The sequence below is a fragment of the Flavobacterium sp. ARAG 55.4 genome, assembly GCF_051846875.1.
GTDB classification, from domain to species: Bacteria; Bacteroidota; Bacteroidia; order Flavobacteriales; family Flavobacteriaceae; genus Flavobacterium; species Flavobacterium plantiphilum.
This window is the reverse complement of sequence record NZ_JBPYCT010000014.1, coordinates 30,831-57,206: the sequence shown is the minus strand read 5'-3', so window position 1 is coordinate 57,206 and position 26,376 is coordinate 30,831. Positions and strand designations below refer to the sequence as shown.

At 33.7% G+C, this 26,376-nt stretch carries 23 protein-coding genes; 10 read left to right on the top strand and 13 right to left on the bottom strand.

Annotation, left to right across the window (positions count from 1 at the left end):
• Window positions 1–17: 17 nt before the first annotated feature.
• From ACSV4D_RS15100 to ACSV4D_RS15080, 5 genes are all read left to right on the top strand, one after another.
• A complete protein-coding gene (locus tag ACSV4D_RS15100; RefSeq protein ID WP_439228908.1) occupies window positions 18–200 on the top strand; it encodes a CcoQ/FixQ family Cbb3-type cytochrome c oxidase assembly chaperone in 183 nt (60 codons plus the stop codon).
• A 15-nt stretch (window positions 201–215) separates the two neighbouring features.
• Complete coding sequence (locus tag ACSV4D_RS15095) at window positions 216–1,115, top strand: cbb3-type cytochrome c oxidase N-terminal domain-containing protein (protein WP_439228907.1); 900 nt, start codon at window positions 216–218, stop codon at window positions 1,113–1,115.
• A 118-nt stretch (window positions 1,116–1,233) separates the two neighbouring features.
• Window positions 1,234–2,652 carry a cytochrome c oxidase accessory protein CcoG gene (ccoG, locus tag ACSV4D_RS15090; RefSeq protein WP_439228906.1) on the top strand — a complete coding sequence of 473 codons (1,419 nt, stop codon included), beginning with the start codon at window positions 1,234–1,236 and terminating at the stop codon, window positions 2,650–2,652.
• Between the two features lie 134 nt (window positions 2,653–2,786).
• Entirely contained in the window at window positions 2,787–3,236 is a 450-nt protein-coding gene (locus ACSV4D_RS15085) for a FixH family protein (RefSeq protein ID WP_439228988.1), read from the top strand.
• A gap of 113 nt (window positions 3,237–3,349) precedes the next feature.
• A complete protein-coding gene (locus ACSV4D_RS15080; protein WP_439228905.1) occupies window positions 3,350–4,051 on the top strand; it encodes a sulfite exporter TauE/SafE family protein in 702 nt (233 codons plus the stop codon).
• Window positions 4,052–4,124: 73 nt separating this feature from the next.
• Here ACSV4D_RS15080 and ACSV4D_RS15075 read toward each other — a convergent pair whose 3' ends face one another.
• Window positions 4,125–5,120 (bottom strand): helix-turn-helix domain-containing protein, encoded by a 996-nt coding sequence (locus tag ACSV4D_RS15075; protein ID WP_439228904.1) that lies wholly within the window; start codon window positions 5,118–5,120, stop codon window positions 4,125–4,127.
• Between the two features lie 115 nt (window positions 5,121–5,235).
• Between ACSV4D_RS15075 and ACSV4D_RS15070 the strand changes: the two genes are divergently transcribed.
• From ACSV4D_RS15070 to ACSV4D_RS15060, 3 genes are all read left to right on the top strand, one after another.
• Window positions 5,236–7,614, top strand: a complete 2,379-nt coding sequence (locus tag ACSV4D_RS15070; RefSeq protein WP_439228903.1) for a TonB-dependent receptor plug domain-containing protein — start codon at window positions 5,236–5,238, stop codon at window positions 7,612–7,614.
• Window positions 7,615–7,636: 22 nt separating this feature from the next.
• Window positions 7,637–8,902 carry a hypothetical protein gene (locus tag ACSV4D_RS15065; protein WP_439228902.1) on the top strand — a complete coding sequence of 422 codons (1,266 nt, stop codon included), beginning with the start codon at window positions 7,637–7,639 and terminating at the stop codon, window positions 8,900–8,902.
• 170 nt (window positions 8,903–9,072) lie between these two features.
• Window positions 9,073–9,924: an alpha/beta fold hydrolase gene (locus ACSV4D_RS15060; RefSeq protein ID WP_439228901.1), complete on the top strand. Its 852-nt coding sequence runs from the start codon at window positions 9,073–9,075 to the stop codon at window positions 9,922–9,924.
• Between the two features lie 83 nt (window positions 9,925–10,007).
• Here ACSV4D_RS15060 and ACSV4D_RS15055 read toward each other — a convergent pair whose 3' ends face one another.
• From ACSV4D_RS15055 to nhaA, 6 genes are all read right to left on the bottom strand, one after another.
• The gene (locus ACSV4D_RS15055) at window positions 10,008–10,415 is read right to left on the bottom strand and encodes a VOC family protein (RefSeq protein ID WP_439228900.1); all 408 of its coding nucleotides are present in this window, start codon (window positions 10,413–10,415) and stop codon (window positions 10,008–10,010) included.
• Window positions 10,416–10,506: 91 nt separating this feature from the next.
• Entirely contained in the window at window positions 10,507–11,871 is a 1,365-nt protein-coding gene (gene hemN, locus ACSV4D_RS15050) for an oxygen-independent coproporphyrinogen III oxidase (protein WP_439228899.1), read from the bottom strand.
• 193 nt (window positions 11,872–12,064) lie between these two features.
• The gene (locus ACSV4D_RS15045; protein ID WP_439228898.1) at window positions 12,065–14,026 is read right to left on the bottom strand and encodes a DUF349 domain-containing protein; all 1,962 of its coding nucleotides are present in this window, start codon (window positions 14,024–14,026) and stop codon (window positions 12,065–12,067) included.
• 233 nt (window positions 14,027–14,259) lie between these two features.
• A complete protein-coding gene (locus tag ACSV4D_RS15040; protein ID WP_439228897.1) occupies window positions 14,260–14,871 on the bottom strand; it encodes an alpha-ketoglutarate-dependent dioxygenase AlkB family protein in 612 nt (203 codons plus the stop codon).
• A gap of 2 nt (window positions 14,872–14,873) precedes the next feature.
• Window positions 14,874–16,202 (bottom strand): TIGR00341 family protein, encoded by a 1,329-nt coding sequence (locus tag ACSV4D_RS15035; protein WP_439228896.1) that lies wholly within the window; start codon window positions 16,200–16,202, stop codon window positions 14,874–14,876.
• Window positions 16,186–17,358, bottom strand: coding sequence for a Na+/H+ antiporter NhaA (gene nhaA / locus ACSV4D_RS15030; RefSeq protein WP_439228895.1), 1,173 nt, complete (start codon window positions 17,356–17,358; stop codon window positions 16,186–16,188). The genes ACSV4D_RS15035 and nhaA overlap by 17 nt, the downstream gene beginning before the upstream one ends.
• A gap of 384 nt (window positions 17,359–17,742) precedes the next feature.
• Here nhaA and yaaA point away from each other — a divergent pair, with 384 nt between their 5' ends.
• Window positions 17,743–18,501, top strand: coding sequence for a peroxide stress protein YaaA (yaaA, locus tag ACSV4D_RS15025; protein ID WP_439228894.1), 759 nt, complete (start codon window positions 17,743–17,745; stop codon window positions 18,499–18,501).
• Window positions 18,502–18,648: 147 nt separating this feature from the next.
• Here yaaA and ACSV4D_RS15020 read toward each other — a convergent pair whose 3' ends face one another.
• The 5 genes from ACSV4D_RS15020 to ACSV4D_RS15000 form a co-directional block, all read right to left on the bottom strand.
• A complete protein-coding gene (locus ACSV4D_RS15020) occupies window positions 18,649–20,229 on the bottom strand; it encodes an MDR family MFS transporter (RefSeq protein ID WP_439228893.1) in 1,581 nt (526 codons plus the stop codon).
• Window positions 20,230–20,412: 183 nt separating this feature from the next.
• Complete coding sequence (locus ACSV4D_RS15015) at window positions 20,413–21,492, bottom strand: HlyD family secretion protein (protein WP_439228892.1); 1,080 nt, start codon at window positions 21,490–21,492, stop codon at window positions 20,413–20,415.
• A 12-nt stretch (window positions 21,493–21,504) separates the two neighbouring features.
• Window positions 21,505–22,845, bottom strand: a complete 1,341-nt coding sequence (locus ACSV4D_RS15010; RefSeq protein WP_439228891.1) for a TolC family protein — start codon at window positions 22,843–22,845, stop codon at window positions 21,505–21,507.
• Entirely contained in the window at window positions 22,835–23,461 is a 627-nt protein-coding gene (locus tag ACSV4D_RS15005) for a TetR/AcrR family transcriptional regulator (RefSeq protein ID WP_439228890.1), read from the bottom strand. Before ACSV4D_RS15005 ends, ACSV4D_RS15010 begins: the two co-directional genes overlap by 11 nt.
• A 203-nt stretch (window positions 23,462–23,664) precedes the next feature.
• Window positions 23,665–24,345, bottom strand: a complete 681-nt coding sequence (locus tag ACSV4D_RS15000) for a 2'-5' RNA ligase family protein (RefSeq protein WP_439228889.1) — start codon at window positions 24,343–24,345, stop codon at window positions 23,665–23,667.
• Between the two features lie 180 nt (window positions 24,346–24,525).
• On the opposite strand from ACSV4D_RS15000, the gene ACSV4D_RS14995 reads away from it, so the two are divergent.
• Entirely contained in the window at window positions 24,526–25,083 is a 558-nt protein-coding gene (locus ACSV4D_RS14995; protein ID WP_408081987.1) for a DUF4494 domain-containing protein, read from the top strand.
• Window positions 25,084–25,163: 80 nt separating this feature from the next.
• On the opposite strand, the gene ACSV4D_RS14990 is transcribed toward ACSV4D_RS14995, so the two are convergent.
• Window positions 25,164–26,162, bottom strand: coding sequence for a bile acid:sodium symporter family protein (locus ACSV4D_RS14990; RefSeq protein ID WP_439228888.1), 999 nt, complete (start codon window positions 26,160–26,162; stop codon window positions 25,164–25,166).
• Between the last annotated feature and the right edge of the window lie 214 nt (window positions 26,163–26,376).

The following is a 26,376-nucleotide window of genomic DNA, read 5'->3' as shown; positions in this document are numbered from 1 at the left end:
CTTAAAAAAGAAAAAATATGTTTGAACAAATAAAACACAATATGGAGACCATCGCAGGAGTAGCGATATATCCCATTTTATCTTTATTAATTTTCTTTTGCTTCTTCGTGGGATTAGCACTTTGGGTTTTCTCCTATAAAAAAGAAAAAATTAAAGAGTTGAGTCAGATTCCGTTGAATGATACCATACCAGTTGAATAATAAAGCCATAGTATTATGAAAAAAATAATTCCAGCCTATCTTAGAGTCATTGTACTTTTCTTTATCATTTTTGGTTTGATAGAATATTTTATAGATTCAGGTGACCGGCCTGCTTTTCTAAAATTTCCCATGGTCAATGTAATTCTCTTAGTTGTTCTGATATTGCTAATTGCTATAGAGGCAGTTATTAGTGCTGCTGATAATATTGTGTACCAATTGCTACCGGAGGAAGAAAAAGCCCGATTAGCAGCTGAGGAGTTAAAACCGCTAAGGGAGTCTGTCTGGTTTAAAAACCTGATGAAAAAATTAACTAAAACGGTTCCTATTGAAGAAGAAGGTAGTTTGTTACTGAATCATGATTACGATGGAATCAAAGAGTTAGATAATAATTTACCGCCTTGGTGGGTGTATTCATTCTATGCCTGTATTGTTTTTGCAGCCATTTATTTAGTTCGTTTTGAAATTCTTGGTGCAGATAATCAGGAAATGGAACTGAAAAAAGAATTGGCTCAGGCTAAAATTGAAGTGGCGGAGTACATGAAAAATGCGCCTGATTTAATGGACGAAAAATCGGTTACACAACTAACGGATCCGGCCGATTTAGCAATAGGTAAAACACTCTTTGAAAATAATTGTGCTGCCTGTCACAGAGCGGATGCCGGAGGACAAATTGGACCAAATTTAACTGACGACCATTGGATTCTGGGAGGCGGAATTAAAAATATTTTCCATACGATTACTAACGGAGGACGTGACGGAAAAGGGATGATTTCCTGGAAAGGAACGTTGAAACCTAAAGAAATTCAAAAAATTGCCAGCTATATCATGTCTTTAAAAGGAAGTAATCCAAAAGATCCAAAAGCACCAGATGGCGATCTTTGGGTAGAAGAAATTGCTGCAGCCGAAGCGAAATAAATGTTTTTACCGCAGATTAGAGGATTTTATAGATTTAATTTATTAGTTGAGTCATTTACTCTTTGTAAAAAAATAATCTGTGTAATCTGTGGTTAAATAATAGTAAACACTAAACAAAATGGCACAATTAGCCGACGAAGCTTTTAGAGATAGCATTGGAACGATTGATAATGAAGGAAAAAGGAAATTTATTTACCCTAAAAAACCTTCGGGACGGTTTTATAAGTATAGAAAATGGGTTAGTTATTTTTTATTACTAATTCTGATTGCAAATCCGTTTATAAAGATCAACGGTAACCAGTTCATGTTGTTCAATATTCTGGAGCGGCGCTTTAATATTTTCGGATTTCCATTCTGGCCACAGGATTTCTATCTCTTTGTACTCTTTATGATTATAGGAGTGGTGTTCGTGATTTTGTTTACGGTTATTTTCGGACGCATCTTTTGTGGCTGGATTTGTCCGCAAACTATTTTTCTGGAAATGGTTTTCAGAAGAATCGAATTTTGGATAGAAGGCGACAGAGGTGCTCAGATGCGATTAGCCAAACAGCAATGGAATGCTGAGAAAATCAGAAAAAAAGGCTTGAAATGGACTGTGTTTCTGATAATCTCTTTTGGAATTGCAAATGTTTTTCTGGCTTATCTGATAGGTAGTGATGAATTGATTGTTATGATTGAAGATAATCCTTTGAATCATTTGAAAACGCTGATCTCACTGGGCATTTTTACCGGAATCTTCTATTTTATTTTTGTCTGGTTCAGAGAGCAGGTATGTATTATTGCCTGTCCTTACGGAAGATTACAAGGGGTACTTTTAGACAATAAATCGATTAATGTAGCCTATGATTTTGTTCGGGGTGAAAAAGAAGCAGGAAGAGCTAAATTTAATAAGAAAGAAAATCGTGCTTTAAGTGGAAAAGGGGATTGTATTGATTGCCATCAATGTGTCAATGTGTGTCCAACCGGCATTGATATCCGAAACGGAACACAATTAGAGTGTGTGAATTGTACCGCCTGTATTGACGAATGCGACAGCATTATGGAAAGTGTAGGCTTGCCAAAAGGTTTGATTCGCTATGCTTCCGAAGATGAAATAGAGAAAAAAGCGCCTTTTAAATTCACCACCAGAATGAAAGGTTACACTGCTGTTTTGACCATTTTAGTAGGGATGCTTATTGGGCTGTTGTTTTTAAGAACGGATGTTGAGGCACTTATTTTAAGATTACCGGGACAGTTGTATCAACACAAAGGCGAAAACATCAGTAATGTGTTTACGTATAAAATTATTAATAAAACCAATGATGATTTCAATGCCCTTCATTTTAAATTAAAAAACATCAAAGGAGATTTGAAATTGGTTGGAAAGCAAATTATCAAAGTTCCTAAACAGGGAATGAGTAGCGGAACTTTATTTGTTGAAATCAATAAATATTTGCTGGAAAGCGACAAAACCAAATTAAAAATAGAAGTTTACAACGGCGATAAAAAAATTGAAACTACCACCACTAGTTTTTTGAGCCCTAGAAGTTTTGACTAATTCCCCTAAGCTCCAAAGGGGGAATATGTATAGTGAATAGAAGCATTATATTTTAATAAATAGAAAATATGAAAACAAACAATTTAAAAGATTTGAATACTTCAGTGGGAGTTCCCCCTTTGGGGGCTAGGGGGATTAAAATTAATTGGGGAACAGGATTATCCATAGCCATAGCATTATTTATCAGTTTTATTTTGTACTTCGTCATTAAAGTACAATCCAATTCTAAATACGATAACGAATTAGTTGTCGAAGAATATTACAAGCATGATGCCCGCTTTCAGGAAGAAATGGATCGTGTTCAAAATGCACAGGATTTAAATCACAAACCAATCATAACCAATACAAATGAGGGAATAACTATTGTATTTCCTCAGGAATTTAATGCATCCCAAATTAAAGGAACAGTGTCCCTCTACAGACCGTCTAACAAAAAATTAGATTTCGATACTCCGATTTTGTTGTCTAATCCAACTTTGCTCATACCTAAATCAAAATTGGCAGGCGGTCAATGGGACATTAATATGGAATGGCAGTATGCCGGAAAAATTTATTTAACGAAAGAACCAATTTATATTGAGTAGTTACTAAGCTACTAAGTTGCTGAGATACGGAGATTCTTAGCAACTTAGTAACTCAGTAACTCAGTAACTCAGTAACTCAGTAACTCAGTAACTCAGAAACTTCAAAAGAAAAAATGCTTTACACCGCTTTGATATTCGGATTACTAAGTAGCTTTCACTGCATTGGAATGTGCGGTCCTATCGCTATGATGTTGCCTGTAGATCAAAGGAATCCGGCTAAAAAAGTAACACAGATTATTACCTATCATTTAGGGCGAATTACAGCTTATGCCAGTATTGGTTTAGTTTTTGGCTTGTTAGGTAAAGGTTTTTTTATAGCAGGTATGCAGCAAAGATTATCGATTATAATTGGCGTTTTAATGATTATAGTCATTGTAATCCCTGAAAAGACATTTGCTAAATACAATTTTTCTAAACCGGTATTTCGATTGATTTCAAAATTGAAACAAATTCTGGGCAGTCAGTTTAAGAAGAAAAGCTATCAATCCCTTTTTACGATTGGATTGTTAAACGGCTTTTTGCCTTGCGGAATGGTTTATGTGGCTTTATTTGGCGCAATTGCCATGCAAAACAGTAGTTTAGGCGTTTTGTATATGGTTTTATTTGGATTAGGAACAGTGCCATTAATGAGTAGTGTATTATACCTTAAATCATTTTTGTCACTCGGTGTTCGTAACCGCATTCAAAAAGCGATTCCTTATGTAGTAGTGCTGATAGGAGTATTGTTTATTCTAAGAGGATTAGGATTAGGGATACCTTATGTTTCGCCATCTACCGTGAGTTTGTTTGTTCAGGCAAATCCGAATTGTCATTAGAAAATAGATTTTAGTTTTAAATAGTTTTTTTAATGAAAAAGCGATTTCTTGTAGTATGAAATCGCTTTTTCAATTACATAAGTTTCGTTCTTAATTTAGTAGGTGGATAACCAAATATTCGTTTGAAAGCAATACTGAAATTCGAAACATTTTGATATCCTGAAAGATGGCTTATTTCCTGGATAGAAAGCGAAGTGTCGACTAAGTAATGCTTAGCCTTATTCATTCTGATTTCCTGTAAGTAACCAAAAACCGTATCACCAAAAACCGCTTTAAATCCTTCTTTTAGTTTGGTTTGGTTTACACCTACTTTTCGGGCAAGTCCAACAATGGTGTCCGGATTATTAATATTATCTCTGATTAATTGCGCTGCAAATTTTATTTTTTCGACATCATCAGCAGAAAAATTAGTATATTCTTTTTCGTTATCTAAACTATAATGGCTTAAAGCAATAAGCTCATATATTTTAGATTCGATATAAATTTTTCTGGTAAGTCCTTTGTAAAAACAGTTTTTGATGTCCTGTATTACACTATAGATTTTAGCTCCAACTTTTATTTCATTTTTAGCCAAAGTAGTACTGATGTTTTTTTGAATATTATTCAGGAAATTATCCATTACTTTTGATTCTCCTTCATATTTAGCAAGTACATTTACAGGAAGATGAATATCAAAAGTATTGTAAATTATATCTTTTTTAAAATCCATTTTAGCATGATTCTCTTCAACGGTAAGGTAAGTGATATTGCCCGACATCGATCCGGCAAATCCTGTTACTGAAGTCGGGCTTACACAGCCAATTTGCTGCTCAGAAAGATTAAAATGCATTTCTAACAATGCCGTTTCGCCACGCCCTGAAATACTAACATCATCGTGCAATTGATAATTTCCTTCAAGTACTGATAAATCGTCATTAATAGCATGTTCATGAAACAGAATATCTCCCTTAGGAGTAACAAATTTCATGTCCTTTTCGCCTTCAATTTTTATTTCTGACTGTACAATTTCGAGTTCTTGACCAGTTTCCAGAAAATCAGCAAAATCATTAGAGTCAATTTTAAATGCCATCGCTTATACTTCTATATTCATAATTAAAACTTCCACTTTCATAAATGCATTACTCAGTTATGAAATACTTTTGCAGCTGCAAATGTAATTCATAATCAGTTTAAATTAAAATAGCTTGGCAATTAAATTAAATATTTTATTTATTTATCTAATGGGATTTTTCTACGGAAATGCTTGTCCTGTACATATTCAAGTCGAAGACAATTTAGGTAACCCACAGGCAAACGTTAGTGTATTTGTAGATAACAAAGCTATGGGAGTGAGTAACAATAAAGGAATTGCAGAGCTTTCGCTAACAGATGGAAGTTACACTATAGAAGTTGTAACCAAGAACGGTTTTAAACTAAAACAAACCATTACGGCTGATTGTAATACTAAAAATTATTTCAAATTTACTTTAAATATTTCCGGCAGTGATTCGGCAAAGTTAAAAGAAGTCGTGGTGCAAAACCGAACAGTAAAAAAGCAAATTGAAACGTCTGCGTTTTCTGTTGAGGTTATCGATTTTAAAAAACAATATGCCAAAGCAGGCGATGTGGGGGATTTTATAAACCGTGCTTCGGGAGTAAAATTAAGAACCAATGGAAATTTAGGTTCGGCTGTACAAATTAATCTAGGCGGATTGCAGGGAAAAGCAGTTCGTTTTTTTAAAGACGGAATTCCTATTGAATTGTTTGGCCACGGTTTCAGCATAGGAACCATCCCGGTAAATATGCTGGACAGAGTAGAAATTTACAAAGGAGTGATGCCGGTGTATTTGGCTTCGGATGCTTTAGGCGGCGGAGTAAATATGGTAACCAGAACTTCAAATAAAAATTTTGCAGAGGTATCATATGAAATAGCTTCATTTAATACACACCGCGCAACAGCTAATTTTTACCTTCAAAATAAAAAGAATTTCTACGGCGGTCTTAATGGTTCATTGAATTATTCGGATAATAATTATAAAGTAAATGTACCCATTCAGAATGATAAAAATGAGGAGTTTAAAGATGTGAAGCGTTTTCACGACATGACAAGATCAAATTATGGGGAAGCTTTTATTGGATTAAAAGAAAAATCATGGGCTGATGATCTTCGACTGACTTTGATTTATTCTGATTTCTTTAAAGAGATTCAAAATGATGCTCAAATGGTAAATGTTTACGGGCAGGCATTTTCGAAAGAACAGAATTACACAGGAATGATCCATTATAAAAAGAAATTTTTTGATGATAAACTAAAAGTAAATTTCCTGACTAATTACAGTCACTTTGATACCAAATTTATTGATACAACAACGGTTCGTTACAATTGGGAAGGAGATATCATGGCTAGCGGTTTACAGGCAGGCGAAATCAGGGCAGGAAATAACCAACAATTAAAATACAATCTGGCTGCGTCGAGATTAAATATGGAATATCGATTGTCTGACCGAAACTTTTTAGAATTCAGTGAACTGTTTCAATATCAGCGAAGAAAAGGAAGCGATCCTCTGGGAGCAATTTCTCCAATTGATGGTATTGATGTAATGACTATTCCGGCAACTTACAGAAAAGATAATTTGGCTCTGGCTTGGCGTTCATTATGGCTGGACAGCAGACTGGAAAGCGTTGTTGCCGCTAAATATTACCATTACAAGACAGACGGATATACAACTGATAATTATGGTGCAGCCTGGAAATCATCAAAAGCAGACAGTCGTTTTGGTTATTTGGCAGGACTAAAATGGGCAGATAAAAATTATTTATTAAAATTTTCTTACGAAAAAGCCACGCGCCTTCCTGATGAATCAGAAGTTTTTGGCGACGCTGTCATGACCAGAGAAAATTTAGATCTTAAACCTGAAAAGAGCGACAATTTAAATTTATATGGCGAATATTCAATCCTAAAAGGAAAAAGCAGTCTGGTTTTTTCGGCCAATTTGTTTTATAGAAATGCCAAAGACGGAATTTTTCTTCAGTATGATATTCCATTCAGCCGATACATAAATTACCAGCAAACTGAAATAAAAGGTTTTGAATTTGAAACGAATTATGTTCCTGCAAAATGGTTAAGTACCGGATTGAATATGACTTATCAGGATATTAGAAGAATAGCGGTTGAGAGTCAGTTTAACTACCTTCAGGATTCAAGAGTGCCTAATATTCCGTTTCTGTTTGGAAACTTTTGGTTAAATACTTATTTCGGAAATCTGTTTGCGAAGGGTGATAATCTAAACTTTACGTGGAATGCTAATTACACTCATCGGTTTTTTCTGGTTGAAATTCCAAAAAGTCAGGAACCGTCTTTGTTTGAACCTGTAAAAGATTTTCAAACTTCATTAATCATTCCAAAAGATGGAAGAATAGGGCAGTTTTCGAATGATGTGGGCATGTATTACCATTTTTCGAATAAAAAAACAACTGTTTCAGCTGAATGCCGAAACATTGGAGACATAAGATTGTATGACAATTTTAATGTTCAGAGACCGGGAAGATCATTCCATCTCAAACTAATTTATAACTTTTTTTAAATTAACAATAATTACAATAACTATGAAAAGAAGCAAATCACTTGGTTCCATACTTGCAGGAGTAGCTGCTTGTATGCTTTTATTTTCTTGCAGCAGCAATGATGATAACAATAATGATGACAATGGTAATGTAGATGAAACTTTGCCAAAAAATGAAACCTGGATTATTTACAATGGTGCAGCTAATTGGAGCGGAGGTGTTTATGCCTTAAAAGACAATAAATCAAGAGAAATCAATCTTGCCGGACTTCCATTTCTTCAGGTAGCCTCTTCTTTAGGTGGAAGTGTTTTAGACAAAAGCCTTTTTAAAGTAAATGATGTTTCAAATACAAAACAGGGAATTACTAAAATGGGGCTTGATGCTTCAGGTAAAGTGGTAGATCAGGGATTTTTACCATCACTTTCTAACGCGTACGAAACAAACTACTTAGTGGCAAGTGCTACAGAAGGTTACTACTGGGATAAAGTAAGAGGCGGATTGAAATTACAAAAATTCAACCCAACGACTATGGAAAGAACAGGAGAAATTGATTTTTCTTCGCTTTCAGAAGGACAGCCTTTAGAATCAATCGGGCAGTTAATTATCGCAAAAAGAGAAAACAAATTATACCTTGATTTATTATTAGGAAGTAAAGTAGGGAACAACTGGCAGGTAACTCCTGCGGTAAAAGAAGTAGCAATTGCAGTTTATGATTTAACGACAAATAAAATTGAAAATGTAACCAAAATTGGTAATACAACTAATTTAGGTGTTTTTATTGACCACGTTCTATGGAGTTTAGACGCGGTTACCGGTGATTTATATTTTGCTACAGTAGGTGATATGAAAACACAGCCAACGGACTATTCTTCTAAAATTCTTAGAATTAAAAAAGGAGAAGTTAATTTTGATACCACTTTTGTATTGGATATTAAATCATATCAGTTTCCTGCTGAGTTTAACAGACTTTTTGCTTACAACAACAAAATTTATACTACAATTCCATCAAGACCGGTTTCTTATTATGGTGGAGGACAACACGGAGTTAAATATAGAGATGATGTTTGGTTCTGGAACGAAATTGATACCAATACTAAAAAAGCAACTCGCTTAAACATGCCACCGGATAATTTCTATACAACACAAAATCCATTTTTCCATAATGGTGAAATTTATTTCCTGTCAAATAGTACTTCAGATGGTTTTTCAGGAGTGATGCAATACAATCCAACTACAAAAGTTACTAAAGAAACTTTCCGTTTAAAAGAAAGCGGAAGAATCCAGGGATTCAATATTATTACAGATTAATTTTAGTCTTTTTTTAAAACCTAACCTGCTTGTCTAATCGATAAGCAGGTTTTTTTTTATGGTTTTTGTTAAGTGTGAATTGTGTAGTTCTTATTGTAAATTCTGTAAATTATTTCCAGAATTCAAAATGTAAATTTACAGCAGTTACCTAAACAGAAAAAATACAAGACATGAAAACAGAAAATAAAGGTTTTGATTTAACTATTACTGTAAATAACTTTAATTTGTCTTATAATGATGTTGGAGAAGGAAGTGTTCCGGTTATATTTATACACGGTTTTCCTTTTGATAAATCGATGTGGCATGGGCAAATGGATTTTTTAAAATCAGCTTATCGTGTAATTAGTTTTGATATTCGAGGATTTGGGAATTCTATTGATACAGATTCTTCTTTGAGTATTGATTTATTTGCTGAAGATTTAATAGCATTTATGGATGAATTAAACATCGAAAAAGCAGTGGTGTGTGGTTTGTCTATGGGTGGATATATAGTTTTAAATGCCTATCAGCGATTTTCTGAACGGTTTGAAGCTTTAATTTTAGCCGACACACAATGTATAGCCGATACTCCTGAAGTCAAAGAAAAACGTTATGAGGCCATCAATGAAATAGAGGTTAATGGCACTGCAAATTTTAATGAGGGTTTCATAAAAAAAGTTTTTTATGAAGATTCATTTAGAAATAAAAAGGAACAGGTAGAAGAATTAAAAAAAGTGGTATTCTCTAATCCTGAGCATGTTGTACAACGAGGACTTAAAGCAATTGCTGAGCGATCAGAAAGCTGTTCTGTTCTGACTGAAATTAATATTCCAACATTAATTATCTGCGGAAAAGAAGATTCTGTCACCCCGTTAGCACAATCAGAAGCAATGAAAGAATCTATATCCGGAGCAACATTAAAAGTTATTGAAAATGCAGGTCATGTGTCTAATCTGGAACAGAAGGATGAATTCAATCAACATATTTTAGATTTTTTAAAAGCTATAGATGTTGTTGGTGACGGAGCTTTTAAAGTAGATTAAGGAAGAACTAATAATTGTATTTATAAAAAACCTCGCTTTGGCAAAAAGGAGGTTTTTTGTAAGTATATTTTTGAGATAAAAGTTTATTCTGTCGGCATTTTCGACATATCCATATAGAATACTTCCCAGGTGTGACCGTCAAAATCTTCAATAGTACGTTGTTGCATAAAACCATAATCTCTCATCTCAGTAGGTTCGGTTCCGCCAGCATTCAAACCGTTGTTTACAATAGTATTTACTTCGTCAATACTGTCAGTCGATAACGAAAACAATCCCGCAATATGGGCTTTGGTATCCGCAATGGGTTTATTTGTAAAGTTTAAAAACTTTTCGTGTGTCAAAAGCATTACATAAATAGTATCACTCCATAACATGCATTTTGCGGTGTCATCAGAAAATTGAGGATTGTTTGAAAAACCTAATGCAGTGTAGAAATCCATTGACTTTTGAAGGTCAGTTACAGCCAGATTGATAAAAACTTGTTTTGCCATATTTTTAAATTTTAGTTGTCTGATTTTAATTGTTCTAAGATAAGTAAAATATCAACTAAGTAATTTCTAGTTCATAAAAATTGATTTTAATTTAAACTGTCATAGAAAACAAAGCAGTTTCAGGTGCTTTTCGTTTTAAATGTAAATCAAATGCCATACAAATATTTCTAACAAAAGCTTTGCCTTTATCTGTTACCTGGATTCCGTTTTCTCTGATTATAAGGATTCCGTCCTGCTGCATTTCTTTCAGTTGTCCCAAAATTTCTCTTATTTCTTTAAAATAAGTTTCATTAGTATCCCAGCTGGTTTCAAAATGACACATGAGGTTCAGAATATGTTTTCTAATAATCAGATCTTCATTCGTTAACAAATGACCTCTGAAAACAGGAATTTGATCCCATTCTAAAAGTTGGTAATAATCATCAAGGTTTTTCTCATTTTGTGCAAAACTATACCAGCTGTCGCTAATAGACGAAACACCTAAACCAATCATTAATTGGGTTTTTGACGAACTGTATCCCATAAAATTACGATGCAGCTGACCTTTTTGCAAAGATTGATACAGACTATCTGTTTCTAATGCAAAATGATCCATACCTATTTCGTAATACCCATTTTTGAGTAATAATTCTTTTCCCACTTGGTACAAAATTCTTTTTTCCTGATCTTTAGGAATATCCTCATCCTTAAAACCACGCTGACCATTTCCTTTAATCCACGGCACATGAGCATAGCTGTAAAAAGCCAGACGGTCGGGCTGTAATGATTTCGTTTTTTCTATTGTATCCACAATATCTTCTGTTTTCTGAAAAGGTAATCCAAAAATAATATCATGCCCAACAGAGGTATAACCTATTTCTCTTGCCCAGAAAGTAACTTTAGCAACATTGTGAAAAGGCTGTTCGCGATGGATAGCTTTCTGTACTTTTTCAGAATAATCCTGAACCCCAAAACTGACTCTTCTAAAACCTAAATCATAGAGTTTTTGCAAATGTGCATACGTTGTATTGTTGGGATGTCCTTCAAAACTAAATTCATAATTTTCAGCTTTACCGGCGTAAGCAAAAATACCGTTGATTAAATCTTCCAGGCTTTTTGTTGAAAAAAAAGTAGGTGTTCCGCCGCCCAGATGAATTTCTTTGATAATGGGTTTTTCATTCAGAAGTTTGCTGTAAAGACGCCATTCTTTCAAAACAGCCTGAATGTAAACGGATTCTACATTATGATTTTTAGTAATACGTTTATTGCAGCCACAAAATGTACACAGACTTTCGCAAAACGGAAGATGAATGTACAAGCTGATTCCTTCTGTAGCATTGCTCTCAGCAAATGATTTTCTAAAAGTTGTAATCCAGTCCTGATATGTAAAATCAGCTTCGTTCCAGTAGGGAACAGTGGGATAACTGGTGTAGCGCGGACCGGGTACATTGTATTTTTGAATCAGTGAATTGTTCATGATAAGTATTTTTATAATTCAAAAATAATATGCATTACAGCAAATAAAAATGACAATTATCATGAAAGCAAGAAGTTAGAAGTTATGAGGGAAGTAGTAAAAATGGTATAGAAAAACCAGGCAATTTTTCAAATTTGAAAATTGCCTGGTTTTATCATGCTTCTGCATATTTTTACATTTCTGACTTCTTGGACTACTCCTGATTCAGATTTCTAAGTTGTTTTAGTTTTTCTTTCCAGGTTTCTAAACTTTCTTTGTGGATAGCAATATTTTTCCGGACTTCTAAAACAATTGAATTTTCCTTTTTAGCATTTTTAGTATTTGTAAAAAACTGAATGTTGTTTTCCAACTGGAAAATTTCATTTTGGACTTCTTCAATTTTACGGATGATAAAAATCTTTTCGTTTTCTAATTTTCTGTTGTCATTATTTTCCGAAAGGTTTTCTATTTTATTGGTAAAACGCATCATATCGGAATCTTTTTTACTCAAACTGAGTTTGTCAAAAAGTGCATCTAATATTTTGTTGAACTTTCCTTCAATATGTCTTCTGGTGTAAGGAACTCTACCTAGATTTTTCCAGTTTTCAATATGCTGTTTGATAGCATCTAAATCGGTTTTATGATCACCAGCGAGCTGAAATTCTTTGATGGTTTCCAGATATTCTTTCTTTTTGTCAAAAGCTTCCATCTCTTCCGCATTGTGCTCATTTCTTTGTTCTTTTAAACGATTAAAGTAATGATTACAGGCTTCTTTAAACTCAGTCCAGACTTTATCAGAATATTTTCTGGGAACATGTCCTATTTTTTTCCAATCTTCCTGAATTTGTTTCATGATTGGTGTTGTTGCTGAAAAATCTTCGCTTTCTTTTAATTCATTTGCCTTGGCTACCAGTGCATTTTTTTTATTCAGATTTTCATTTTGTTCCTTCTTAATATCTTTGTAAAAAGAGTTTTTAAAAGAATTAAAATTTCTAACTGCCGTTTTAAAGGCAGCCCAGGTTGCTTCATTTACTTCCGAAGGTACTTTTCCGGTAGAAAAGAAAGCATTTCTTAAGGCTTCTACTTTCTCAATCTGAACGAGCCATTGAGAGTGTGCATTTACTTTTATAGTCCCTAATTCTTCAATCTGGGCAATAATAGAATTCTTTTTTTCAAGATTTTCCTGTTCCGTTCCTCTTATTTTTTCAAAAAGAACTTCGCGTTTGTCGTGCATTTTCTTAGTTAAATCACTAAACTGATTCCATATTTCATCACGATGTTCTCTGGAAACAGGACCTATATCTTCTTTCCAGATACGGTGTAAATCCTGTAATTCTCTGAATGCTTTGTTGATATCCTGCTCCTGAAGCAATTCTTCCACGCGGGAAATGATTTTTTGTTTAAGCTCTAAATTGTGCTTGAAATCCAGGTCTCTGGCTTCTCTGTCTAAGTGCAGATAATCATAAAAATTTTCGATATGAAAATGATAATTATTCCACACGTGATTGTATTTATCCTTAGGAATTGGACCTGCATTTTTCCAGCGCTCTCTTAATTCATTGAAACTTTTTAAGGTGTCCTTAATATTTTCATTAGGATTAATGAGTTCTTTTAGCTCTTCAACAATAGCTAATCGCGTAGCTAAATTATTTTTTAAATTATTCTCAAGACTTTTAAAGTGTGTGTGTTTGTTGTCTTTGTATAAAGTATAAAACTGATCAAATTTTGTTTTTAAGGGAAAATGGTATTCAAATTCTTCAGTACTTTCAGGGTTTTCAGCTTGAAACTCCTCTTTTTTCTCTTCAATAAAATGATTATATTTTGATAAAAAAGCTTTTTTAATTTCCTCAACATGATCCCGTATTGACATTACTTTTTCATTGGTAACCAGCTTTTGCAGTTCATCAACTAATACTTCCATAGAGAAAGTCTCATAATCAGGCATAGGAATTTCATGACGGGCTTTTAAGGTTTCGTCTTCATGTTCTTCAGCGTTTGAAGCTTCAATTTCATTTAAAGCCTGTTGTCTTTTTGATAATGAATTTGCTTCTTCTGTGTCTGTTGCTGTTTCATTTTTAGCCGTTTCACTATTCGAGTTTTCCTGAATATCAGTGGCTAAATTTCCGTCTGTCCGTACTTCTGACCCGGACAGGTTATCATTCGTTTCTTCTAACATTTTTAAAATGTTTAAGGGTTCATTATAATTGGTTAAATCGCTTGGAAAGATAGTAAAGGTCTGCTGAAAATCAAAATAAAACCATTGTTTATCGTTGATGTTGTAAAAAAAAGTGGTGTTTTTTAAGAAAATAAGCCACTTTTTTTTAATAATTCAGTATAAGCAGTACGATGTTTTTAATGTGTTTTCCTTTTGTCAGCTATTATTCACAAACTGATATAATGACAGTAATCTTAAATGACAATAGTTCTGAAAGTCAGGTTAATTCGGGGTTTATTTATTTTTTTAGACGGGGGCAACCGATGGAGCCAATGGGTTTGCGTAGTACCTTTCATTACTAAAAGACTTCCTTGTTCAAGCATTAGTGAAACGGTTTCTTTAGTGGTTTTGTGTTTGAATGCAAATTTTCTTTGTGCCCCAAAACTTAGTGAAGCAATAGCACCGTTTTTCTTTAAATCTTTTTCGCCATCGCTATGCCACGCCATACCTTCATCACCATTGTGATATAAATTGAGCAGACAGGAATTATAGGTTTCGCCTGTTATCTGTTCGGTTAATAATTTTAATTCCCTGAGTTCACTTGTCCATGCAAGCGCTTCTTTGGTGGTATTTGAATAGCTGTATTTAAAATTACTATCGCCATACCAGGCTACTTTTCTTTTGGTAATAATCAGTTTTCCAAAAATAACAGCTTCATCATTTTTCCATTCGATACTTTCCAGTAAACGGCGGTAGTAGAATCCGGCTTCAGCGTAATCCATTATTTTACCATAATACAATACCGTACCATCAACGGGCAAAAGATTGGTGTTTGGGTCATATTCGGATGCACTGAATAAATCCATTTTTATTTTGAATCTTTAGAAATATTGGGTTGGCGGTATACTTCAATTTCTTTTTTAGTTAAGCGCTGTTTTAGCCATTGCACTATTTTATCGAGCTCTTGTTTCTCAAATTTGTTTTTACTTTTATAGATAAGAACCGGAACTGTTTTAGTACTATCCGTTTTTTCATTAAAAGTATGGTTTGAAATCGAAATGTTTTGTATGTCAGGAAATAATATTTTCATTTCGGCAAGGAGTTCATTATTGTCAAAATGATTGAATGCAATTTGTTTTTTTAAGTTCAGAATAGTAACATCTTTCTGGCTTAAAGCAGATTTGTTAAAATTAATTTCGTTTAAAATATCACTTTTCAAATCAGTGGTGTCTTGTTTTATAACTAATTTGGTGTTGTTTAATTCATAATCAGGGAGGCTTTGGTTGAGTGCTTTTATTTCGGCATCGCTAAAACGTTTGGATAAAAAACCCAATTCCAGAATTTTAGGACTTTTATTGAACTGTGTTTTTTTATAGACCACAGTAATACCTTTTTCATTAAATTCTTTTTCTGTAAAAATATCAATTTGTTGCTGGTATTTTTTCTCCTCAAATAACTGATACGCAAAATAAATACTTGGCAACAGCACAATAGTGATCACTGTACTGATATAGTATTTTACTTTTTTCTGAAGCTTTTCATCCAATTGTTTTTTTATTGGATATTTCAGGTATTTAACAATTAAAAATGTGGATATACAAATGAATACACAGTTGATGGAGTAGAGGTACATCGCTCCGAAAAAGAATTTGTAACCACCGGTTGCTAATCCGTATCCGGCAGTACAAAGAGGAGGCATTAAAGCAGTTGCAATTGCTACACCGGGAATTGGATTACCTTTTTCAACCCGCGTTATTGCAATTACTCCAACCAGACCACCAAAAAACGCAATCAGAATATCATAGATATTAGGGGAAGTACGGGATAAAAGTTCCGGCTGTGCTTCTTTAAACGGACTGATATAAAAATAAATAGTAGAAACGACCAGTCCGGCAATAGTAGCAATTAAAAGATTTTTCAGGGATCTTTTAAGGAGTTCAAAATCATAGGTTCCAAGTCCGAAACCTGCTCCTACGATAGGTCCCATCAAAGGAGAAATAAGCATCGCTCCAATGATTACAGCGGCCGAATTGACATTTAATCCAATCGATGCAACTGCTATCGCACAGGCTAAAATCCATAAATTCGCTCCCCGAAACGATATATTTACTTTTACATTATCTAAAACTTTAGACTTATCATCTTCACCCTTAGCAAGGTTTATATAATCAAAAAACTTTCTAATTATGGATTTCATTACTTTTCTTTAAATTATATTTTAATAACATAAAACCAATACAACCTGCCGTTAAAGAAGACAGCAGAATTATAAATTTAGCATTATTTATTATATGATGATCATCAAAAGCTAATAAAGTAACAAAAATTGACATTGTAAAACCAATACCTCCTAAAAACCCAACACTGATAATAGTTTTCCAGTTTAAATCACCAGGCAGTTTGCACAGACCTATTGAAACAGCGAGAAAACTAAATAATGCAATACCTAAGGGCTTACCAACAATCAGTCCCAGCATAATTCCGATACTGTAATGTAAACTTAAAGTCTCTACAATATCTGATCCTAAGACAATGGCTGTATTGGCTAGCGCAAACAGCGGTAAAATAATAAAGGCTACCGGTTTGTGTAAAAAATGTTGCAATTTATAAGAAACAGATTTTTTTGTTCCGTCTCCAAAAGGAATAACAAAGGCGATTAATACACCCGTAATTGTAGCATGAATTCCGGAATTCAGCATAAAATACCACATGATTACCCCACCGATAAGATATGGGATTAAGTTTTTTATTTTCATCCTGTTAAGAATGAATAAGAACAATAAAATTCCCAAAGCAATGGCTAAATTGATCCATAGAATAGTTTTAGTATAAAAAACAGCAATAACAAGTATAGCTCCCAAATCATCAATAACGGCCAGAGCTGTTAAGAAAACTTTTAAAGACAATGGTACGCGGTTGCCCAGTAAGGAAAGCACTCCCAGAGCAAAAGCAATATCAGTAGCCATCGGGATTCCTGCTCCTGATTGTGCCAATGTCCCGTAATTAAGTAGTAAATAGAGCCCTGCAGGAACCAGCATTCCTCCCAGTGCAGCAAAAATAGGTAATAAAGCTTCCTTAATATTAGACAATTCGCCCAAATAAATTTCGCGCTCTAATTCTAATCCGATAAGTAAAAAGAAAATAGTCATTAAACCATCGTTAATCCAGTATTCCAGACTCTGCGTTCCTACTTTCATGTGCCAGGTATGAAGATATTGGTCTGAAAAAATTGAATTAGCAAGTATTAATGAAATTATAGTACAGCCAATTAAAACAAGTCCACTTGATTTTTCATTATCAAAAAATTCCGTAAAAAGTTCTGATTTGTACAGGCGCTTAATTGTTTTTTTCATGTGTTGTTACTTTTGTTATTTTATCATTTAGTTAAAGAAATGATTTAAATGGCTTTAATATTTATTAAAAATGTAGAGATATGCAAAAATAACGAAATATCTATTAAAAATATGCTGTTAAAAACATAATATTAGTCACTTTATACACAGATAAAATATTAAAATGAAAAATTGCCTTTAGTTTTTTTATCAATTTAGTAAGGAATATTTAAAAAAACTTTCAAAAAGAAATAGTAATGAAATTTTAAAGTCTTTGAAATAAGTACCTTAATCCTTTTATAGAAGGTTTTTATAGGATATTAGATTAAAACTATTCCAATCTGACTGCTAATTTATAATCAATGTAGTATTTTTGGAATCGATAAAAAAATGCTACCACTACTTATGAAAATAGTACTATCACCCGCCAAATCATTAAATTTTGAAACGGAACTGCCTACAGCACAATTTACGCAACCTGCATTCCTGAAAGAATCCAGACAAATTCATAAAGTATTAAAACAGCAATCACCCAAAGATTTATCTGATTTAATGGCTATTTCAGATAAATTAGCCGACTTAAACTGGCAGCGTAATAAAGAATGGAAAACGCCTTTCACGCCCGAAAATGCGCGTCCGGCAGTATATACTTTTGACGGTGATGTGTACACCGGTTTAGATGCTTACACGATTCCGGTAGAAAAATTAGATGTGCTTCAGGACAAATTAAGAATTCTATCCGGTTTATACGGTATTTTAAAGCCTTTGGATCTCATGCAGGCATACAGATTGGAAATGGGAACAAAACTTGCTATTGGTGAACAAAAAAATCTGTATGATTTTTGGAAAACAACATTGACACATTCGCTCAATAAAGAATTGAAAAAAGGAGAGTTGTTTATCAATTTAGCCAGTAATGAGTATTTTTCTGCAATTGATGTAAAAGCATTGAAAGTGCCTGTAATCACTCCTGATTTTAAAGATTATAAAGATGGAAAGCTGAAAATGATTAGTTTTTTTGCTAAAAAAGCCAGAGGAATGATGGTGCGTTATATTATTGATACGAATGCCGAAACTATTGATGATTTAAAAGGATTTAATTATGAAGGCTATCAGTTTGATGCTAATTTGTCCAAAGGAAATCATTTGGTTTTTACAAGGTAGAATAAAGGCAAGAAGAAAGAAGAAAGAAGAAAGAAGAAAGAGTAAAGATAGTAGTTATAAAAAATTCCGAATTGCACTTTAATAAATAGTGAAATTCGGAATTTTTTCAATAAATCAAATTCTAAGTTCTAAATTCAAAAATCCACATTAATGCATTGCATCAGCAGGATTGATTTTGTTATTTCCTTTTTTAATAAATAAGATAATAGGAATACAGCATAAAAAAAGCAAACCCAGATACAGGAAAATATCCATGTAAGCCAGTACTGTACTTTGTTTCATAACCGAAAAATCAAGTACTTCATAAGCCTTTTTCAAAGATTCATTTACAGAGTATCCCTTAGCCATAAAACCTTTTTGCAGCTGATTTAGTCTTTCCTGTACGGCAAAATTGCTGCCGTCTAAGTTAGAAACAAGATTTACTCGATGCATTTGACTCAATCTGGTGATAAAAGTGGTTATGATAGCAATACCAAAAGAACCTCCTAATTGTCGCATCATTCCTGTAAATGCTGCTCCTTCGCCAATGTTTTTTCCTTTAAGTGTGGAAAGTGATAATGTGGTAATGGGTACAAAAAGTAATCCTAAACCAACTCCCCTCAGAATTAAAGGCCAGTACATGTGTTCGACTCCGGTGTCAGGAGTCATGTTATAATACATGAGCAGTGTAAAAATAAAGAACACCAGAAAACCTCCCGCAACCATATATCCCTGCGGAACACCTCTTTGAATCATTTTACCCACGAAAGGCATCATGATGGCTGTTGTAATCGATCCGGGAATTAATAACAAACCGGCATCTGTTGCAGTCCAGCCTAATATGGATTGGGTGTAAATAGGGATAATTAATGTAGAACCATATAAACCGAATCCCATAATGAAACTCATGACGGTTCCTATGCGTAAATTTCCGTCTTTTAGTACACTTAAATTCACAATTGGATATTTGTATACTAATTGTCTCCAGATAAAGAGGATTAATCCAAATAAAGAAACAACACTCAACGTTACAATCAAATCATCATTAAACCAGTCATCCTGTTGCCCGTGTTCTAATACAAACTGTAACGAACCAATAAAAGTAGCCAGCAGAATAATTCCGTACCAATCAACCTGATTGGATTTTAATTTCTCACCATATTTAGGGCTTCTGACAAATGTAAGTGTTAAAAGTGTCGCAATAATTCCCAATGGAATATTGATGTAAAAAATGTAAGGCCATGAAAAATTATCTACCAGATAACCACCTAATGGCGGACCCAGTGTAGGTCCTACAATTACACCCATTCCGTAAATAGCCTGAGCCATTCCGCGCTTAGCAATGGGATAACTTTCGGTAATGATCGTTTGTGCGGTTACCAGTAGAGCGCCACCTCCCAAACCCTGTACAAACCGGAAAGCTACTAATTCCCATATATTTGTGGCATTTCCGCACAAGAAAGAAGAAATAGTAAATATAATGATCGAAACAGCAAAATAATTACGTCTTCCAAATTGTTGCGAAAGCCAGCTTGTCATCGGGATTACAATAACATTTGCAATTGCATAGGCCGTAATTACCCAGGCAACATCTGTTAAAGTGGCTCCCAGGCTTCCCCTCATATTAGTCAGAGCCACATTGACAATAGTAGTATCTACAATTTCCAGCAGGGCACATAGCACAGCTGTGATTGTTATGATTACTCTTCTAAAGCCATATTCTACTAAATCGTCATCTGCTAGTACCATTTATTCTGTATTATTTTATTCTGATTTCGTTTTTTATTAAACCGTTAGTTCGGATATTTTACCTGATAAAATGAAGCAAAATGGACCTAAAATCAGTTTTTATTCTAATTTTTATGTTCTGCTAAAAGACAAGAACTCTTCCCGAAGTGATGGGACTTAAACAACTTAAATTAGCTTTTATATTTATTTCAAATGCACATCTACATCCACATTCATTCCCGGACGCAGTAGTTTTACTTTTTCGATGTCGTTGCTTGAGTCGATACTAATTTTTACTGGTAAACGCTGAATGGTTTTCACAAAGTTTCCGGTAGCATTATCCGGAGGCAAAATCGAAAAACGGGAACCTGTAGCCGGTGAAAACGATGTTACTGTTCCTTTAAATTCATAATCAGGATAAGCATCTACTTTTAAAGCTACTTTTTGACCTGCAACCATTTTGTTTAATTGAGTTTCTTTAAAGTTGGCAATAACCCAGGCTTCATTGTTATTGATGATGTAAAACAAGGATTGTCCCGGTTGTACTAATTGTCCCGGCTGAATGTCAATTTTAGAAACCTGACCATCAATTGCAGCTGTTACAACGGTATAACTTAGATTTAATTTAGCCGATTCTAACAAAGCCTCCGCTCTTTTAATATTTGCCTCGGCAACATTAATTTGCTTGTCAGAAACAACAGATTTGGCCTGAGTAACTGATTTTTGAAAAGCGCTGGCTCTTTGTTGTTGTTGTAAAATGCGAACCTCATTTTCAGCTTCCTGTTTCGCTGCTAAGGCCTGCTCATATTGCTGTTTAGTAATCGTATGATTTTTGTACAAATTGCTGTAACGGTTAAAATCATTTGTTGCTAAACCCAGTTTAATTTTTGCGGTCTCAATATTTCCGGTTGCTGATTTTACATTCGCATCCGATACAGATACACTTGCCAGAATACTCCCCACATCTGCTTTTGATACTTCAAAATTCCCTTCGGCTGCTGCCAATGCGGCTTTAGCTTCATCAATTTTTAACTGATAATCTTTTTTATCAATAGTAAATAGAGTATCTCCTTTTTTTACATAATCATTGTCTTTGATATACACCTTGCTTATATATCCTGAAACTCTTGGGATAATAGGATTCATATATTTCTCCACTTGTGCATCATCTGTTTCTTCGTGAGAAAGAGAATGAATGTATTTATAAGAACCATATATAACGCCTAATAGGATTAAAGAACCTATTATAACGATAAATTTTTTGTTTGTTTTTTTCTTTTCCATTTTAGGTGTCAATTATATTTTAGAAAGGTTGAAAGTTTGGTTTAATTGTCCTGTTACAGCCAGTAAACTGTAATATTTTTGAATCACATTGGCTTTCGCCACAGCTTTATTAATTTTAGCACTCAGTTGTTCAACATCGGCCTCCAGTAAATCATTAGTGTCAGATAAGCCATTGTCGTATTTATCTTTTATAATTCGGTAATTTTCAGTTGCCTGTTCTACTGCCTGAGTATAAACGCTGTTTTGTTTCACTGATAAATCATAATCTTCCAGTGCTTTTTTAACCTGATTTTTAATGTAATCAGTAAGCATCATTTCTGAATTCTGAACTTCTGCTGCTTTGCTTTTTGCTACTTTAACTTCCGTTCCGTTTTTAAAAATATCACTGATATTATAAGATAATCCAATTCCAAAATTCATCGCATTCTGCACCGTTACTACATTTTTTAAATCTAATGTGGTGTAACCGGCAATAAGTGAAAGAGAAGGGTAGTAGCCACTTCGCGCTACTTTTATACTTTCAAGACTTGCTTGTTCCTGAAAGCGAAGTGCCTCTAAATCTTTACGGTTTTCTAATGCCGGATTTTCATCTGTGGGAATGTTGTTTAGTTCATAAGCTGCCAAATCACTTTCCTGAACGCTTATCTGGGTATTAGTATCCAGTTTTAAAAGACTTGCTAATTTGTAATTTACCACGTTTAAATCACTTTTAGCCTGATCTAAAGACAGTTGCACTTTAGACAGCTGTAATTGGGTTTTAAGTAAATCGTTTTTAGGAACGATTTCGTTTTTTTCCAGCTCGGTAAAGTCTTTTACACGCTGTTCAGCGCTTTTGTAATTTTCCTTTAGTAATTCTACCGTTTTTTGTGCTTTGTACAATGCCACATAATAATTAATTACTTCCATGGCTGTTTCTTCTTTGGTTTGTAACGCATTTGCAGCTTCGGCCTTATACAGATTATCCGAAACTTTAATACTGTTTTGTAATTTAAAACCGGAGAAAAGAGGCAGAGTAGCATTAATTTGTCCTAAAACCAGTTGGTCGACATTTGGGGCTTTAGTATCTGAACCACTTTCCTCACTCTCGCTGCCATTATTTTTTAAATCAATAGAAGCTTTAGTTAAGCGCTGGTATTGTGCCGAAGCTTTTAAATCGGGATAGCGATGATTTTTTACAGATTGCAACTCGTATTTTTTAGTCGTTACTTTGGCATTGGCTAAATTTACTTCATTGCTTTTCTCCCAGGCCAGGTGAATGGCTTGGTCGAGCGTTAAACTCTTTTTTTCCTGTGCTTCTGTGGCTGTTATTCCCAGGAATAAAAACCCAAAGAGTATTAAATGATTAGCTTTCATATAGTAGCAGTGCTTTTATTGTTTGTTGAATGTGTGTTTTAAGTTTTGTCTGAATATAATTATCGAATTCTTCGTCTGTTTCAAGGGTTAACAGTTTTTTAAAATAATCCTTATTCATGTAGAAATGGAAAAAAGTACCCATAATCGTGGGAGGAATTAGCGGAATAATCACCTCTTTTCTAAAAATTGCTTTCGCCTGACCTTCATGAATAATGGTTTCGAGTGATTTTAAATTCCGGTCACGGACTTCATTTAAGAGCTTCATTTTGTCTTCTTTCTCTTCTGAAGAAAATTCAAAATGCAGGATTCTGTAAATTCCTTTATTGCATCGGATTCGATTGACATACAATTCGATTAATTTGTCAATTTTTTCAACAGGATCTAAATTTTCCACCGATAAGTTTTCTATCTGAATTTTTAAATCAGAAGTGCGGTACAGTATTAAAGCCTCTAAAAGTTTTTCTTTTGAACCAAAATAGTAAGATACCATGGCAACATTGATTTCGGCTTTCTTGGCAATTGTTCTTATCGAAGTTCCCTCAAATCCATTTTCGGCAAACAGCGTTTCGGCTATCAGAAGAATTTGAATCTGCTTTTCATTAAAATCAGTTTTCACTTTAGATAAATTTATAATTACAGCACAAAATTAAACAAGTGTTTAATTTAAACAGCTGTTTAATTTTTATTTAACGTAATCTTAACACTTTATGATTTGTTATTATTTTTTTAGAAAACTTTGTAAACTGCTGTTATTATTAGAGATAGCGGTGCTTTTGTTTATCAAAAAGCCAACAGATAGTCACTTGATAAATAGTTGTTTTAAATTTTAAACTGATGAATAATTTGAGTTTTTTCGGCTCTCTGATACCAGTCATTATATACCAAATCAAGAGTATTTACCTGAAAAGTTCCAAAATCGTAATGCTTGTATTTTTCTAATACCGCAATGAGTTCAGCAGTATTCTCAATAGGCGCTTTAAAACGGCATACGGTACTATGAGCAGTTAAAAGAGTATAGCGGCTGTCAATACTTTGTTTAAGATTAGTTTTACTGAAAGCTTTTCTGAGCGAATCCCTAAAGGAATTTAAGCTTTCGTCAGATGGGAATCCCTGAATCATAACAGCCGAATCAGATGCCGTAATACCCTTGCAATGAATTTCCAGATTTGCGATGGAATCTAAATTTTCTTCAATTACAGTAAGGTATTCTTCAGCATTAATCTGATTTAAAGAGAAACCGGTTTGGCAGGAAATAATTGAAAGAACAGTAATATGAATATCCGTATTGGGGTAATAATACTGGCTGTTGTCTACTTCTTTTAAGGCACTTAAAAAGCGCTGGATTTGCTTTTTTACTTTTTCCGAAGGGCGAATAAGTAATGTAATTCCGTAACGATTGTCATTGTTGGAATCAATTTCTGGATCCAGCACATATTTATTATTTAAAATATTTTGAACAGATCGATCAAATAATTTTTTATAATGAGCCTTTAAATCCATAATGAATGATTGTGATACACAAAACTAAACATTTTTCCCAGTTTTGAATTAATATAAAGTTAAATGCTTTGAAATAAGAAGTATAGCGTTTTGATTCAAAATTGTGAATATCTATTTGAATTATTTACGTTTTTTTTTTACCCTAAAATATATCTTTGACATCCTTAAAAAAAGAAAATTATGAGCGCTATCTGGTACGAATGCAAAGTAAAATATAGAAAAACGGATGAAACCGGTAATCAGAAAATGGTAGGTGAAATATATTTAGTTGACGCTATTTCTTTTACCGAAGCCGAAAGCAGAATGAATGAAGAGATGAAGGCTTTTGTAAGCGAAGAATTTAAAATAGCGAATATTAAAGTTGCTAATTATGCCGAAATTCATCCCTTTGAAAATGCCGACCGCTGGTTTAAATCGAAGATTTCATTACTGGCTTATGATGAAGAAAGTGGTAAAGAACGCAAGACCAATATGTATTTTTTAGTCCAGGCCAATGATGTAAAAGAAGCATATGATAATACGGTTTCTGCCATGAAAGGAACCATGGGTGATTATACTATTCCTGCAATTTCAGAATCGCCTGTAATGGATGTTTTTCCTTATTTCAGTGGCGATGAAGATGAGCTGGAGCAATTGGAAAAATTCAACACACTGAAAGCTTCTAAACCAGAAATTATTTCAGAAACGGAAGATCCTATGGAATTTGCAGTTGAGGAAGAAGAAGAGTCTGTTTTATAAAAAACAATTTGAAAAAAAAATACAAATCGCAAATCATAAATCCCAAAACGGAATTGTGATTTGCGATTTTTTTATTGTTGTTACTTATTTTCTACAACATAAGACAGCTTGTTTTCTTCTTTTCGGGTGCTGATAGAGCTGGCAAGAAAGCTGATGATAAAAATCTGGGAAGCATGAAAAAGCATGATGGGTAATAAAATTATTCCCATTGCACTTGGATTAGGAAATAATATTTTGGCAAATACGGTTCCGTGAACTAAGGATTTTTTAGTACCGCAAAACTGGGCTGTAATTTTATCTTCGGTACTAAATCCAAGTCTGTTACTCACAAAACCGGTCAGAAAATAAACAACATAAAATAATCCGAAAACAGCAAGAGCAATCAGTACTAATTCGAATGCATCTATTCCGCTAAAAACATTTTCCTCAAAAGAGCTGCAAAAACTCTTATAAATAATTAACAGAATAATTGATTTGTCAAAAAAAGTCAGGTAATCATTGTGTTTTTGGGCTAAAGTCCCCCAGTACCGATGCAGTAATAATCCCAAAACTACCGGAATTACAACTTCGGTGATGAGTTTACTGTAAATTTCGCCTAAATCATAATTAGCACCGCTGTTGTTTAGAAAAAGACCCAGCCAGAGTGGCGTAACAACAATCCCTATTAACCCTGAAATACTGGCATTAAATATAGCAGCAGGGATATTTCCTCTGGCTATAGAAACCATTACGACCGAAGAAGAAACGGTGGAAGGCAATGAGGCCAGAAATAAAAAAGCAATCCAGATATTCCTGTCGTTTTCAGTTTGTAATAAGGGATAAAAACACAATACAATTAATGGAAACAGTAAAAAAGTACAGGTTTGTATCACCAGATGTAATTTCCAGTTTTTTAATCCTGATTTGGTTTTTTCAGGGCTGAGTTTGAGTCCATAGAAAAAAAAGATTAAAGAAATTCCAATACTCCCGATACGCTCCAGTGGCAACGGACCGGATTTTCCTCCCAATTTTGGGAACAGATAAGCGGCAATTACGACTATTATTATCGAAAGAACAAACTTGTCAATTTTAAATTTCATACTAATTATTTCATTGTAGAAGACGCAAAGATAAAAAACTGCTAAAAAAAGGATGTGACTTGATAGCTGATTTTGTGAGGTTTTTAACTGTTTTACAAATAATATTCCATATCAAAGCAGTCAAATTAAAAAATATGCAGTAATTAAGTTTTTAAATATAAGATTTGTAAAAAATTCTATAACTTTAAAAGATGTAATAAGGAATACTTTTATT